Below are 15,106 nucleotides of genomic sequence, written 5' to 3'. Positions count from 1 at the left end.
CCAATCGGATCAATTTTTTGTTGATTGACGCGTCAATAAAAAATAATCTCCGCCGCAAAAGCCGGGAACATCATGCCTAAAGTCGGAATGGAACCGTTGCGCCGCAAGGCGCTCATCGACGCGACGATCTCGGCGATCGGCGAGCGCGGCTCGCTTGACGTGACCATGTCGGAGATAGCGGGGCGCGCCGGTGTGTCGTCAGCATTGGCTCACCACTATTTCGGCGCCAAGGATGAGCTGCTGCTGGCGACGATGAGGCATATTCTGGCCGAGCTGACGATCGACATGCGGCGCGCGCTGCAATCCGCCGGCTCGCCGCGCGAACGCGTTTCGGCGGTGGTCGCCGTCAACTTCTCCGACATCCAGTTCCGGCCGGAAACCATCGCGGCCTGGCTCGCCTTTTATGTCGATGCACAGAAATCATCGGCCCTGCGCCGGCTGCTCAGGGTCTATGCGCGGCGGCTGCATTCCAACCTGATGAGCGGACTGATCGGCATACTGCCGCGCAACGAAGCCGACCGCGCGGCGGAAGCGGTCGCGGCGATGATCGACGGGCTGTACATCAGGCGCGCGCTGAAGGACGGCGTGCCGGATGCTCAAACCGCGATCGCGCTGGTCGAAGATTATCTCGAAATCAAACTCGGCAGGCGACAGACACAGTGACAGCCTCAGTGATATCAAGGCGACCCAACATCCTGATCGTCATGGTCGATCAGCTCAACGGCACGCTGTTTGCGGACGGGCCGGCGGACTTCCTGCATGTGCCGCATCTCAAGGCGCTGGCCGCACGCTCGGCGCGCTTCGGCAACAACTACACGGCCTCGCCGCTTTGCGCGCCGGGCCGCGCCGCTTTCATGAGCGGGCAATTGCCGTCGCGCACCCAGGTCTATGACAACGCCGCCGAATTCGCTTCCTCGATCCCGACCTATGCGCATCATCTGCGCAGCGCCGGCTACTACACCTGCCTGTCGGGCAAGATGCATTTCGTCGGGCCGGACCAGTTGCACGGTTTCGAGGAGCGGCTGACCACCGACATCTATCCCGCCGATTTCGGCTGGACGCCGGATTACCGCAAGCCCGGCGAGCGCATCGACTGGTGGTATCACAATCTGGGCTCGGTCACCGGCGCCGGCGTTGCCGAGATCACCAACCAGATGGAGTATGACGACGAGGTCGCCTTCCACGCGGTGCAAAAACTCTACGATCTTGCCCGCACCTCCGAGGACGAGGCCAGCCGGCCCTGGTGCCTGACGGTTTCCTTCACCCACCCGCACGACCCCTATGTCGCACGGTGGCAATATTGGGATCTCTATGAAGACTGTCCGGCGCTTGAGCCGGAGGTGGGATTCATCCCCTATGCCCATCAGGACCCGCATTCGCAACGGCTTTACCGGGCCAGCGACTACGACAGTTTCAACATCACGCCGGAGCAGATCCGCCGCTCGCGGCGCGGCTACTACGCCAACATCTCCTATCTCGACGACAAGGTCGGCGAGTTGATGTCAGTGCTGGAGCGAACGCGCATGCTGGACGACACCATCATCCTGTTCTGCTCCGACCATGGCGACATGCTTGGCGAGCGCGGCCTGTGGTTCAAGATGAATTTTTTCGAGGGCTCGGCGCGAGTACCTTTGATGATCGCCGGCAAAGGCATTCCTGCAGGGCTGATCGAGGCGCCGGTCTCCAACCTCGACGTGACGCCGACGCTGTGCGATCTCGCCGGCATCGACATCTCCGCGATCGCACCGTGGACCGATGGCCAGTCGCTGCTGCCGTTGCTTGATGGCGGACAGCGCACCGCGCCGGTGCTGATGGAATATGCCGCCGAGGGCTCCAACGCGCCGTTGGTGGCGATCCGCGACGGCCGCTACAAATTCATCCATTGCGAGATCGACCCGCCGCTTCTGTTCGATCTCGAAGCCGATCCGCAAGAACGCACCAATCGTGCCACCGATCCGGCGCATGCCGATCTGGTGGCGGCCTTCACGGGAGCCGTGCGAGCGCGCTGGGACATGGCGGCATTCGATGCCGCGGTGCGCGTCAGCCAGGCGCGGCGCTGGGTGGTTTATCCCGCGCTGCGCAACGGCACGCATTACCCCTGGGAGTTCCAGCCGCTGCAGAAGGCGTCGGAACGCTACATGCGCAACCACATGAACCTCGACAATCTCGAGGAACAGAAACGCTTTCCGCGAGGCGAATGATGACAATTGTCCCCTCCCTCGAGCACCTCAGACAGGCCTATGCCGTGACGTCGAAGGCGACGCAGATCACGCCTTTGCTGGAATCGACAGCCTTGGCCAAGGAGACGGGTGCGGCCCGCGTCTTCATCAAACCGGAATCGCTGCAATGGGCGGGATCGTTCAAGGTGCGCGGGGCCTATTGGCGGTTGAAGCGGCTGTCGCCGGATGAGGCCATAAAAGGCGTCGTCGCCTACTCCTCCGGCAATTTCGCGCAAGGGTTGGCGGCTGCCGGCCAGGCGCTCGGCATTCCCGTCACCATCGTCATGCCGATCGACGCGCCGGCCGCCAAGCGCGATGCGACCGCAGGCTATGGCGCGCGCGTCGTGCTGACCGATCATGGCGAGCGCGCCCGTGAAGAGGTCGCAGCCGCCAAGGCCCGCGAGATTGCCGAGACCGAAGGGCTGGCGTTGCTGCATCCATTCGACGATCCGGAGATCGTTGCCGGCCAGGCCGGCGCCGGGCTCGAAGCGCTCGAACAATTCGAGGCAAAGGACGCCAGTGCCGAACTTCTGTTCTGCTCGGTCGGCGGCGGCGGACTGATCGGCGGCATGTCGCTCGCCTTCCACTATCTGTCGCCGGCAACCGAGATCATCGGCGTCGAGCCGGAAGGCTTCAACGGCATGGGTGCATCGCTAGCGCATGGCGCCATCGAGACCATGCCGATCGCGCCGAAATCGATTTGCGACGGGCTGATGTCGCGGCGGCCGGGCGACGCGCCGTTTGCGGCGGTCAAGACCGCCGGCGTGCGCGGCATCACCGTCGATGATGCCTCCGTGCGGCGGGCAATGAAGATCGCCTTCGAACGGATGAAGCTGGTGCTCGAGCCATCGGGCGCCGCCTCTCTGGCGGCGCTCCTCGGCGGCAAGGTGGATGTGACGGGTAAAACGGTCCTGGTCATGGCTACCGGCGGCAATGTCTCGCTCGCCGATTTTATTTCGCATATGAACGATGGGCGCATGTGAACCATGCTTGAAGCAGACTTCGTCATCATCGGCTCCGGCTCGGCCGGCTCGGCCATGGCCTACCGACTGTCGGAAGACGGCAAGCATTCGGTGATCGTCATCGAGTTCGGCGGTACCGATATCGGGCCGCTGATCCAGATGCCGTCGGCGCTGTCGATCCCGCTCAATATGAGCCTTTACGACTGGGGCTTTGCCAGCGAACCAGAGCCGCATCTCGGCGGCCGCGTGCTGGCGACGCCACGCGGCAAGGTGATCGGCGGCTCGTCCTCGATCAACGGCATGGTCTATGTCAGGGGCCACGCACGCGACTTCGACCACTGGGCCGAACAGGGGGCAGCCGGCTGGGGCTTCGCCGACGTGCTGCCCTATTTCAAGCGCATGGAGGACAGTGACGGGGGCGAGGACGGCTGGCGCGGCCATGGCGGCCCGCTGCACGTCCAGCGTGGCCCGCGCAAGAATCCGCTCTACGGCGCCTTTGTCGAGGCCGGCCGCCAAGCCGGGTTCGAACTGACCGACGACTACAATGGTTCGAAGCAGGAAGGCTTCGGGCCGATGGAGCAGACCATACGCGGCGGCCGCCGCTGGTCGGCGGCGTCAGCCTATCTGAAGCCGGCGCTCAAGCGGCAAAATGTCAGCGTGATCAGAGGCTTCGCCCGCCGGGTGATCATCGAGAATCAGCGTGCCGTCGGAGTCGAGATCGAAGCTCACAAACAGATTCAGGTCGTTAAGGCGCGACGTGAGGTGATCGTTGCCGCATCATCGATCAATTCGCCCAAGATCCTGATGCTATCCGGTATCGGCCCGGCCGCGCATCTCAAGGAGAACGGCATCCAGGTCGTGTCCGACCGGCCCGGTGTCGGCCGCAATCTGCAGGATCATATGGAGCTCTACATCCAGCAGGAATCGACCCAGCCGATCACGCTGAATTCGGTTCTCAACCCATTCTCCAAGGCGCTGATCGGGGCGCAGTGGCTGTTCTTCAAGACCGGCCTCGGCGCCACCAACCATTTCGAGGCCGCAGCCTTCGTGCGCTCGCAGGCCGGCGTCGACTACCCCGACATCCAGTATCACTTCATCCCGGCTGCGGTGCGCTATGACGGCAAGGCGGCGGCGAAGGCCCATGGCTTCCAGGCGCATGTCGGGCCGATGCGGTCGAAGTCGCGCGGTTCGGTGACGCTGCGCTCGCCCGACCCGAAAGCGACGCCGGTCATCCGCTTCAACTACATGTCGCATCCAGACGACTGGACCGAGTTCCGCCACTGCATCCGGCTGACCCGCGAGATCTTCGGCCAGAAGGCTTTTGACGGCTTCCGCGGCAAGGAAATCTCGCCGGGTTCGCATGTCCAGTCGGACGAGGATCTCGACGCCTTCATCCGGGATCATGCCGAGAGCGCCTATCACCCGTGCGGCACCTGCAAGATGGGTCGGGCCGATGACATCACGAGCGTCGTCGATCCGGAGTGCCGCGTCATCGGCATCGACGGGTTGCGGGTCGCCGACTCCTCGATCTTTCCGCGCGTCACCAATGGCAATCTCAACGCGCCCTCGATCATGACCGGCGAAAAGGCCTCCGACCACATTCTCGGCCGCACGCCGCTGGCGCCATCCAACCAGGAACCCTGGATCAATCCGCGCTGGCAGGTGGCGGATCGATAGGGCATTGTCCGACGGACTGCTCCGCAATAGCGAATACATCTGGAGAACAGCATGCGCGCCCAGCCAACGGCATCGCACTATGTCAACGGCCGCTACATCGAGGACGAAGGCGGCGCGCCGCTGCCGGTGATCTATCCGGCGACCGGTGAGGTCATCGCCACTTTGCATTCGGCGACTCCGAACGTGCTGGAGCTCGCCATCGAAGCCGCGCGGGCCGCACAACCGGCCTGGGCGCGGATGAAGCCGGTCGAGCGTGGCCGCATCCTGCGCCGCGCCGCCGACATTTTGCGCGCGCGCAACGCCGATCTGGCGCGGATCGAGACGCTCGACACGGGCAAAGCGATCCAGGAGACGCTGGTGGCGGATGCACTATCGGCCGCCGACTGCCTCGAATATTTCGGCGGCGCGGTTGCCGCCTTCAACGGCGAGGCGATCGATCTTGGTGGACCTTTTGCCTATACGCGCCGCGAGGCGCTCGGTGTGTGCGTCGGCATCGGCGCCTGGAACTATCCGATCCAGATCGCCGGCTGGAAATCCGCCCCGGCGCTCGCCATGGGCAACGCCATGGTATTCAAGCCTTCGGAGAACACGCCGCTGTCGGCGCTGGCGCTGGCCGAGATCTACTCAGAGGCGGGCCTGCCCGACGGGCTGTTCAACGTGGTGCAAGGCTATGGCGATGTCGGCGCCGGCCTCGTCGGCCACGATGTCGTTGCCAAGGTTTCGGTGACCGGCTCGGTGCCGACCGGCCGCAAGGCGCTGTCGCTCGCCGGTTCGAAGATGAAGCACGCCACGATGGAGCTCGGCGGCAAGTCGCCGCTGATCGTCTTCGACGATGCCGATCTCGAAAACGCCATCGGCGGCGCCATGCTCGGCAATTTCTATTCGACCGGGCAGATCTGCTCCAACGGCACGCGTGTTTTCGTACAAAGCGGCATCCATGACCGCTTCGTCGACCGGCTGGTCGAGCGGACGAAAAAGATCCGCATCGGCGATCCGCTCGATCCTGAGACGCAGATGGGGCCGCTGGTCAACAAGGCGCAGCAGGAGAAGGTCGTTTCCTACATCGCGGCCGGCAGGCAGGATGGAGCAACGCTCGCCTGCGGTGGCAACGTGCCGTCGCTGCAAGGGTTCGATGGCGGCTTCTTTGTCGAGCCGACGGTGTTCACCGGTGTCACCGATACGATGCGCATTGCGCGCGAGGAGATTTTCGGGCCGGTGATGAGCGTGCTGAAGTTCGACGGCGAGGACGAGGTGATCGACCGCGCCAACGACACCGAATTCGGCCTCGCCGCCGGCGTCTTCACCCGCGACCTGCAGCGCGCTCATAGGGTGATCGCCGAACTGCAGGCCGGCACCTGCTGGATAAACGCCTACAATCTGACGCCGGTGGAAATTCCGTTTGGCGGGGTGAAGCAATCCGGCATCGGGCGCGAGAACTCGCTGGCGGCTTTAGCGCTCTATTCGCAGCTGAAGGCGGTGTATGTCGAGACCGGGGACGTGGCGAGCCCGTATTGAGGGTTGAAAGCGAAGTGACAGCTGATCTCCCCCCTTGCGGGGGAGATGGCCGGCAGGCCAGAGGGGGGTGTGACGGATCGCCAACCTTTGGTCTGATCTTCGAGTAGCGGAGACGTCGGCGGGACAGCACCCCCTCTGCCTTGCCAGGCATCTCCCCCGCAAGGGGGGAGATTGGCAGCTCCAACGCTTCACCCCTTCTGCGCTGTCCCATCAAGATACTGCGTCAGCGCGCAGACCAGATGATAGAAGATGCTGGCCGGCACGTCCGATGCCAAGGAGCGGCCGCGTTCGTCGATGCGGTCAATCCACAGGCCGAGCGGGGCCGGATCGATGTGCCAGCGGAACAGGCGGCCGACGCGCGCCTCGATCTCCGGCTTGAGGTCGGGGCCACCAGGCCCGTCAAGCGCGATCGCCGCCTTGATCGCTTCGGCCTGTGGCCAGCTGCGCGATACAAGGTCGAGCGGCAGGCCTTGTCTTGAGACGGCGCCATAGGCAAGGCCGGTGGCGCGGTTGAGGCCGTTGGCGATGGCCGAGGCGTAGAGCTTGCGGGCAAAATTGCTCAACTCGCCCTGACCGCTGCGGGCGACGAAATTGGTGAGCAGCGAGGCCCATTCGAAATGATGGCCGGGCTCGGTCCATGTGCCCTTCTCGCCGGCGGCCGGCTTCCACCCGGCGTCGAAATATTCGCCCAGCGTCCAGCTCTCGGCATCGAAGAAATGACTGCGGAAAAGGTCGATGATGCGCGCGGCGCGGCGCAGATAGGTGCGGTCGCCGGTCGCCTCATACCAGGCGAGGAAGGCCTCGAGCAGATGCATATGCGGGTTGGAGCGCCGCTCGCCCTCGCCGTCGGATGTCTCCAGAAAGCCGGTCATGCGGCTGTCCTCGAGATGCGCGTCGAGAAACACGAAGGTCTCCTGGCCCAGCCGCAGCGCATCCGGATCGCCGCACATATGCGCGTGCGCCAGCGCCAGCAGCACGCAGGAATGGTCGTAGGCATCCTCGGTTGGGTCGGCGACGGAGCCGTCGACATTGAGCGTGCGCACCCAGCCGCCCCGGTCCGTGCGGCCCTTGCCGGCCATGAAGGCGATGCCATGGGCGATCAGGCGATCGGCAGGACCGTCCCAGCCGCGGGCCTTGGCAACGGCGAAGGCGTAGACTTGCCTCGCCGTCGTGCGCATGCGCTTGGGCTTCAACAGCGCCTCGCCGTCGAAGCCGAGCGCCTCGTGGAAGCCGCCATGACGCTCATCGACGCCTGAAGTCGACCACAGCGGCAAGGTCTCCTCGAACAGCCAGTGATGCACGCGCCGACGCCAGGCGCCGCTCTCGATGACGCGGTCGTGTGCCGGCGTAAACCTGGTTTCCAGCCGTCCCGATTTCTCCAGCTGCTCGACGATCTTCTTGACGTGCTGGCTGTGGCTGACCGGCGCGACGAAGGTGGCGTCCGCCGTCGAGACGATCGCGACGTCCTTCATGCCGATAGCCGACAAAAGCCGGCCGTCGCTTCTGATGTAGGAGTTCTCGCAATCGATGGCGACAACATCGCCGACGACGACATTGCCATTGGCATCAGCAGGGCCGACATCGAGCAGCGACTGCCAGGAGCCGAGGTCGTTCCAGCGAAAGCCGGCCGGCACCATGACGATGTCCTTGGCCCGCTCCATGATGGCGTAGTCGATCGAGTTCGACGGGATGGCGGCGTAGAGGTCGAGCGGCATATAGAGGCCGGACAGATCCGAAGTCGCTGCCTTGTAGGCCGCTTCGGTGGCCTGCCAGATGTCGGGCTGGAAGGCCGCAAATGCGTCGCGCATGGCGCCGGCGCGAAATAGGAAAATGCCGGTGTTCCAGTAGAAGGTGCCCGCACTGAGATAGCTCTGCGCAGTGGCGAGGTCGGGCTTTTCGACGAAGCGCGACACGTCGAAGACGCCGCCGCTTTCGGCTGCGACTTCGATATACCCATAGCCGGTCTCGGGCTGCGTCGGCTTGATGCCGAACACCACCAGACGGCCGGCAAGCGCTGCCTGGCTGCCCGCCTCGACGCTCTGCCAGAACTGCTTGGGCGTGGCGATTTCGTGGTCTGACGGCACCACCAGCACCAGGCTGTCGCCGAACTCCGACAATGTGCGCAGCGCGGCCAGCGCCACGGCGGCAGCCGTGTTGCGCCCGGTCGGCTCGAACAGCGGGCCACCGCCGGCGAGGTCGAGGCCGGCAAGGTCGGCATGGACACGCTCGGCATGGCGCTCGGCGGCGATCAGGAAGATCGGCGTCTCACCTTCCGGCCGCGCCGTCAGCCGGCGCAAGGTCTTGGCCAGCATCGAGCCGTCGCCGGAGAGATCGTGGAACTGTTTCGGGTTGTCCTCGCGCGACAGCGGCCACAGCCGCGAGCCGACACCGCCGCTCATGACAAAACTGACGATGCGCTCGCTCATGAAAGGTCCAATCAGAACGTCTGGTTGTAAGCGCCGACTTCGGGGCTGCGGCGCAGCACGGCGTCGACGGCCTCGAACATCTGCCGGCGGCGGTCGGACGATACCGGGCTTTCGACAACCACGACAAGCTCCGGCTTGTTCGACGACGCCCGTACCAGGCCCCAGGTGCCATCCTCGGCCACGACGCGCACGCCGTTGACGGTGATCAGCTCGGCGATCTTCTGGCCGGCAAAAGTCTTGCCGGCGCGCTGCATCGCCTGGAAGTCCGCCACCACCCGATCGACCACGCCGTACTTCACTTCGTCGCCGCAATGCGGCGACATGGTCGGCGTGCCGAAGGTCAGCGGCAGCGCGCGATAGAGATCGGCCATCGAACTTGTGGGGTTGCGGTCGAGCATCTCACAAATGGCGGTCGCGGTGATGAGACCGTCATCATAGCCGCGGCCGATCGGCGGATTGAAGAAGAAATGGCCCGACTTCTCGAAGCCGGCAACGGCGCCCAGTTCGGCGACCCGGCGCTTGATGTAGGAATGGCCGGTCTTCCAGTAATCTGTCTTCGCGCCGTTGGCGCGCAAGACGCTGTCGGTGTTGAACAGGCCGGTCGACTTGACATCGACGACGAAGGTCGAGCCGGGGTATTGGGTTGATATGTCCCGCGCGAGCATGACGCCGACCTTGTCGGCAAAAATCTCGTTGCCCTCATTGTCGACCACGCCGCAACGGTCGCCGTCGCCGTCGAAGCCCAGCCCGACATTGGCACCTGTTTCCAGCACTTTGTCCCTGATGGCATGCAGCATCTGCATGTCTTCCGGGTTCGGGTTATAGCGCGGAAAACTGTGGTCGAGCTCGACATCGAGCGGGATCACCTCGCAACCGATGCGCTCCAGCGCCTGTGGCGCGAAGGCGCCGGCGGTGCCGTTGCCGCAAGCGGCCACGACTTTCAGCTTTCGCGCGATGCGCTTGTCGCTCACCAGATCGTCGAGATAGGTCTCGCGAAAACCGGAGACGAATTCGTAGCAGCCACCGCCGGCAAGATCGAAATCGCCCGACAGCACGATCTGTTTCAGGGCGCTCATCTCCTCCGGTCCGAAGGTGAGCGGCCTCGCCGCACCCATCTTGACTCCGGTCCAGCCATTCTCGTTGTGCGATGCCGTGACCATGGCGACGGATGCCGCGTCGAGCGCGAACTGGGCGAAATAGGCCATGGGCGACAGCGCCAGGCCAATGTCTTTCACCTTTGCGCCCGCAGCCATCAGGCCGGAAACCAGCGCCAGCTTGATGGCAAGCGAATAGGAACGGAAATCATGCCCGGTGACGATGTCGGGACCCGCGCCAAGACGGCGGATCAAAGTGCCCAGGCCCATGCCCAACGCTTGGACGCCGATCAGGTTCAGGTCCGGCGGTTGCGTCGAACCGGCATGGCCAAACCACCAGCGCGCGTCGTATTCGCGAAAGCCGGACGCCTTGATCAGCGCTTCGGTTTCGAATTCGAAGCTGTTGGGCCGGGCGTCGCCTACGATTTTCAGGGGCAAGGCAGCAAAGCTCCAGATGGCGAAAACACGATCTATCGGGGCTGCGACTTAGCACACAAGGCTTTAAGCCGGGTTTATCCCGGGAGGGAAAGCCAAGCTTTGCGGCGATGCCCAACGAAAGCCAACGAAATGCGACAGAAGCGCTGCCATTGCCGCTTGCAGGAACGGTATGCGGCAGCTATAAGCCCGCGGTCTGGTCACGGAGTGTAGCGCAGCCTGGTAGCGCACCTCGTTCGGGACGAGGGGGTCGCAGGTTCAAATCCTGCCACTCCGACCAGAAAAAACAGACACTTAGGTGTTTGTTCTCCCGACCCACAAGATAGCTTGATGCAAACCGGCCGCGTCGGCGTCGCTGTCAGCATGGTGTTTTGACGCGACAACCTTCCGCGCTACCTCGATAATAGGAATGCCGCCGAGACAGCGGCCGGAACGAGGTTTGCGGAAGATGAATTTGTTGATTTCAAGCCGGCTGTCAGCGCTGCTCGCTTTGTCCCTGGCGGCAGGCTGCTCATCGCTGGGCAGCGCGGTGAACCCGGCGAAATACGACAGCATGACATGCGCCGAGCTCAACACCGCCGTAGGCGATACCGCGCGCGACATCTCGCAAACCGCCATCACCCGCGGCAAGGTCGCCAACACCAGCGTGCCGAACTGGCTGCTCGGCGGCACGCGCGTGAAGAGCGCAGTGGCCAAGCGTGAGACGGCCAGAATCGAACTGCTGAAGCAGCGGCAAGAGGCCATTGTCGCGACAAGAGCCAACAGATGTCCCAGGTCAGCGGGCTAAGCGAACTGGCCCTACCCTGACTATCTGCTCAACGTCACGCCTTAAGCACTCAGCCGGAAGCGCGTGACATCGATCGCCGCAGCCATCAGCGTCTGGGTGTAGGCGGCCTGCGGGTTGCTGAATATCTGTTCGGTCGGGCCTTCCTCGACGATCTTGCCCTGCCTCATGACGATGATGTAGTCGGCCATGGCGCGCACCACGGAGAGATCGTGGCTGATGAAGAGGTAGGATAGTTCGTGGTCGGCCTGCAGCTTGCGCAGCAATTCGACGATCTGCTTCTGCACCGAGCGGTCGAGCGCCGAAGTCGGCTCGTCCAGCACCACCAGTTTGGGCTTCAGGATCACGGCACGCGCGATGGCGATGCGCTGGCGTTGGCCGCCGGAGAATTCGTGCGGGTAGCGGTTGCGTGCGTTGGGATCGAGGCCGACCTCGAGCAAGGCCTCGACGGCGCGCTGATCGCGTTGCTTGCCTGACAGGTTCGGCTCATGCACCAGAAGCCCTTCGGTGATGATCTGGCCGACGGTCATGCGCGGCGACAGCGAGCCGAACGGATCCTGGAAGACGAGTTGCATCTCCCGCCGCAGCGGCCGCATCGCCTGGCGGTCGGCGGTGGAGATGTCGCGGTCGCCGAAGCGGATGACACCGTCGCTGGGCAACAGGCGCAGAAGTGCGCGGCCGAGCGTCGATTTTCCCGAACCGGATTCGCCGACGATACCGATGGTCTGGTTGCGCTTCAGCCGGATCGAAATGTGATCGACGGCGCGCAAAAGCAGCGGCTCGCCGGCAAGGAAGCCACCGCCGATCTTGAAGGTTACCTCGACATTCCTGCCCTCGAGCAGCACCGGTGCGTTGGCCGGCGGCGCCGCCTTGGTGCCGGTCGGCTCGGCGGCCAGCAGCATTTTCGTATAGGCATGCTGGGGATTGGCGAACAGCGCTTCCGCCTCGCCTTCCTCGACGACTTCGCCATAGCGCATGACATAGACGCGGTCGGCAAAGCGCCTGACAATGCCGAGGTCGTGGGTGATAAAGACGATGGCCATGCCGAGCTTGCGCTGCAGTTCGGCGAGGAGAACCAGGATCTGCGCCTGGATGGTGACGTCGAGCGCCGTCGTCGGCTCGTCGGCGATCAGGATGTCGGGGTCGTTGGCCAATGCCATGGCGATCATGACGCGCTGGCGCTGGCCACCCGACATTTCGTGCGGATAGGATTTCATCCGCCGCTCGGGATCAGGAATATGCACCAGCCGCAAGAGCTTGAGCGCCTCCTCGCGCGCCTCGGCAGCGTTCAGCCCGCGGTGCTTGCGGATCGGTTCGATAAGCTGGTTGCCGATCGAATAGAGTGGATCGAGCGAGGTCATCGGCTCCTGGAAGATCATGCTGATCTTGGCGCCGCGCACCTTGTTGAGGTCGGGCTTGCTCATGGTCAAAAGGTTGCGGCCGCGATAATCGACGTGACCCGTCGCCTCGCCATTGGACGCCAGCAGGCTCATCGCCGCCATCATGGTTTGGCTCTTGCCGGATCCGGATTCGCCGACCACGGCAACGGTTTCACCTGCCTTGACGTGGATGTTGATGCCCTTGACCGCTTCGACCGCGCCGTCGAGCGTGCGGAAGCGGACGCGAAGGTCCTTGACGCTGAGGATCGTTTCGGGCGTTTCCATCGCAACGGTCCCCATTTTATTTGGTCCCCATATTATCGGTCTCTCGGATCGAGCGCATCGCGCAGGCCGTCGCCGACGAAGTTCAGCGCAAACAGCGTCGACACGAGGAAGAAGGCGGGGAACAAAAGCAGCCAGTTGGCGGTGCCGATGTTCTTGGCGCCGACGGAGATGAGCACGCCCCAGCTGGTCATCGGTTCCTGCACGCCAAGGCCGAGGAAGGACAGAAAGCTTTCCAGGATGATGACCTGCGGCACCAGCAGCGTCATGTAGATCACCACTGGTCCGAGCAGATTGGGGATGACATGGCGCAGCAGGATGCCGCGCTGGCCGACGCCCATGGCTTCGGCCGCCTGGACATACTCCTGCCGCCGGATCGACAGCGCCTGGCCGCGCACGATGCGCGCCATGTCGAGCCACAGCACCGCTCCCACCGCCAGGAACATCAGCACGAAGTTGCGGCCGAAGAACACCACCAGCATGATGACAAAGAAAATGAAGGGCAAAGAATAGAGCACGTCGACGATGCGCATCATCACCTCGTCGATCTTGCCGCCGGAAAAGCCGGCCGCCGCCCCGTAGAGGACGCCGATGACCACCGCGACAATGCCGGCAAGCAGGCCGATGGCCAGCGAGATGCGCCCTGCCATCAGCGTTCGCGAGAGAAGATCGCGACCGGTGTTGTCGGTGCCGAACAGGAAGTACTGCTGTTTGACCGACGCAGTCATAGTCAATTCGAGCCCGTCGGCCGATTTGCTCTCTATCTTGGTATCGTCGAAGGCATCGGAGCGGTCAAGATAGCGGATGTTGCGGTCGTCGATCGGTTTGGTCGAGGTGACGGTGACGGTGACGCGACTGCCGTCCAGTTTCCACTCCTTGATGTCGACGCGCATGCGCTTGATGGCATCCTTGAGCGCCGTCTCGATCATGTCGGGCTTCGGATAGGCTGAAAAGCTTGGCGGCGTGCGCACATAGTCGGCATAGATGGTGGTGTACTGATGCGGCACGAACCAGGGGCCGAAGATGCTGATGACGCCAATGAAGGCCAGGTAATAGAGGCTGAACATGGCGGCGCGGTTGGCTTTGAGGCGCGCCCATGCGTCGCCCCAGAGCGAGCGGCCGACGACGGCCGGCGGAGCGGCGGCGGCTGTGATGTCAGTCATAGCGCACCCTCAGTCATAGCGTACCCTCGGGTCGACGACCGCGTACATGACGTCGACGATCAGGTTGAAGACGATGGTGAAGAGCGCGATCACCACCACGGTCCCCATCACCAGCGTGTAGTCGCGGTTGAGCGCGGCATCGACGAAATAGCGGCCGACACCGGGAATGGAGAAGATGGTCTCGACGATGACCGAACCGGTGAGCAGCGCCGCGGCTGCGGGGCCGGTGAAGGAAACGATCGGCAGGATGGCGCCGCGCAGCGCGTGCTTGACCACCACCGACCAGTCGGAGAGGCCGAGCGCACGCGCCGTTCGGATATGATGCGAACGCAAGCTCTCGATCATCGACCCGCGCATCAGGCGGGCAACGATGGCGATCTGCGGCAAGGCCAGCGTCAGCACCGGGCCGATCTTGTTGATTAATGCGCCATCACCCCAGCCGCCGATCGGCAACAGCTTCCAGGTCAATCCGAACACCAGCTGAATCACAGGAGCGATGACGAAGGTGGGGATAGTGCTGCCGGCGGTCGCCAGCGCAATCACCGTATAGTCGCCAAGCTTGTTCTGGTTGAGCGCGGCGATGGTGCCGAGCACCGAACCAAGCAGCAGCGCCAGGATCAGCGCCGAGGTGCCGAGCTGGACCGATATCGGCAGCCCCTTGGCAAACAGTTCGGTGACGGTGAAGTCAGGCAAATTGTAGCTCGGCCCGAAATTGCCGCGCAGAAGATTGCCGAGATAGTGGGCATATTGCAGCCAGAGCGGATCGTCGAGGCCGAACTGTGTTTCCAGATTGGCCCTGATCTCGGGACTGAGGCCCCGCTCCTGATTGAAGGGGCCGCCCGGTGCGACGCGTATCAGGAAGAACGCCATGGTCACGATGACGAATAGCGTCGGAATGGCGGTCAGAAGCCGCCGTAAGATGTATCGCAGCATCGGCGCCCCGCTTCGGCCAGAGCGACATACGTCCATGCGGACGCATTGCCACGCTCCGGCGCCAAATCTTCGCACCGGGCTTGCCGAAAATCGACCACGACTTTCGGACCGGTGCGATGACCGACCAGTCCGGCGGCCCCCCAAAATGGGGCGCGGGGCGCGGAAAGAGGAATATAAAGTATGTTATAAAAAAAAGAAACGGGCGCCGCGAAGTATTTGTGTGATTTGGGGGGGGGG

11 protein-coding genes and 1 tRNA gene are annotated in these 15,106 nt (G+C 63.7%); 7 read left to right on the top strand and 5 right to left on the bottom strand.

The genetic code is table 11. The features are described 5' to 3' along the window. Positions 1–72 precede the first annotated feature (72 nt). From betI to betB, 5 genes are read left to right on the top strand one after another with little or no spacing between them, the layout of a single operon-like run. The gene (betI, locus tag NKJ80_RS03870) at positions 73–663 is read left to right on the top strand and encodes a choline-binding transcriptional repressor BetI (protein WP_352497103.1); all 591 of its coding nucleotides are present in this window, start codon (positions 73–75) and stop codon (positions 661–663) included. Between the two features lie 8 nt (positions 664–671). Then, on the top strand, positions 672–2,201 hold the full coding sequence (gene betC / locus NKJ80_RS03865) for a choline-sulfatase (protein ID WP_352497338.1): 1,530 nt from the start codon (positions 672–674) through the stop codon (positions 2,199–2,201). Then, positions 2,198–3,202, top strand: coding sequence for a threonine/serine dehydratase family protein (locus NKJ80_RS03860; RefSeq protein ID WP_023670743.1), 1,005 nt, complete (start codon positions 2,198–2,200; stop codon positions 3,200–3,202). The genes betC and NKJ80_RS03860 overlap by 4 nt, the downstream gene beginning before the upstream one ends. 3 nt (positions 3,203–3,205) lie before the next feature. After that, a complete protein-coding gene (betA, locus tag NKJ80_RS03855; protein ID WP_352497102.1) occupies positions 3,206–4,858 on the top strand; it encodes a choline dehydrogenase in 1,653 nt (550 codons plus the stop codon). 51 nt (positions 4,859–4,909) lie between these two features. Further along, positions 4,910–6,373, top strand: coding sequence for a betaine-aldehyde dehydrogenase (betB, locus tag NKJ80_RS03850; protein ID WP_352497101.1), 1,464 nt, complete (start codon positions 4,910–4,912; stop codon positions 6,371–6,373). Between the two features lie 188 nt (positions 6,374–6,561). Here betB and NKJ80_RS03845 read toward each other — a convergent pair whose 3' ends face one another. Next, on the bottom strand, positions 6,562–8,799 hold the full coding sequence (locus NKJ80_RS03845; RefSeq protein WP_352497100.1) for a mannose-1-phosphate guanylyltransferase/mannose-6-phosphate isomerase: 2,238 nt from the start codon (positions 8,797–8,799) through the stop codon (positions 6,562–6,564). A gap of 11 nt (positions 8,800–8,810) precedes the next feature. Next, positions 8,811–10,331 (bottom strand): phosphomannomutase/phosphoglucomutase, encoded by a 1,521-nt coding sequence (locus NKJ80_RS03840; protein WP_352459678.1) that lies wholly within the window; start codon positions 10,329–10,331, stop codon positions 8,811–8,813. 200 nt (positions 10,332–10,531) lie between these two features. Between NKJ80_RS03840 and NKJ80_RS03835 the strand changes: the two genes are divergently transcribed. Together NKJ80_RS03835 and NKJ80_RS03830 are read left to right on the top strand one after the other, a co-directional pair. Next, a tRNA-Pro gene (locus NKJ80_RS03835) sits at positions 10,532–10,608 on the top strand. 168 nt (positions 10,609–10,776) lie between these two features. Beyond that, complete coding sequence (locus NKJ80_RS03830; protein ID WP_023684572.1) at positions 10,777–11,115, top strand: hypothetical protein; 339 nt, start codon at positions 10,777–10,779, stop codon at positions 11,113–11,115. Between the two features lie 41 nt (positions 11,116–11,156). On the opposite strand, the gene NKJ80_RS03825 is transcribed toward NKJ80_RS03830, so the two are convergent. Genes NKJ80_RS03825 through NKJ80_RS03815 form a run of 3 tightly spaced genes read right to left on the bottom strand, consistent with a single transcriptional unit; the run spans position 11,157 to position 14,869 of the window. Further along, positions 11,157–12,776 (bottom strand): ABC transporter ATP-binding protein, encoded by a 1,620-nt coding sequence (locus NKJ80_RS03825; protein WP_023725229.1) that lies wholly within the window; start codon positions 12,774–12,776, stop codon positions 11,157–11,159. Positions 12,777–12,808: 32 nt separating this feature from the next. After that, a complete protein-coding gene (locus tag NKJ80_RS03820; protein WP_023670736.1) occupies positions 12,809–13,936 on the bottom strand; it encodes an ABC transporter permease in 1,128 nt (375 codons plus the stop codon). A 9-nt stretch (positions 13,937–13,945) separates the two neighbouring features. Further along, the gene (locus tag NKJ80_RS03815; RefSeq protein WP_023670735.1) at positions 13,946–14,869 is read right to left on the bottom strand and encodes an ABC transporter permease subunit; all 924 of its coding nucleotides are present in this window, start codon (positions 14,867–14,869) and stop codon (positions 13,946–13,948) included. Between the last annotated feature and the right edge of the window lie 237 nt (positions 14,870–15,106).

The sequence above is a fragment of the Mesorhizobium sp. M0030 genome, assembly GCF_040323695.1.
Lineage (GTDB): Bacteria > Pseudomonadota > Alphaproteobacteria > Rhizobiales > Rhizobiaceae > Mesorhizobium.
The sequence above is the reverse complement of the archived record's forward strand: the minus strand, read 5'-3'. Positions and strand labels throughout refer to the sequence as shown.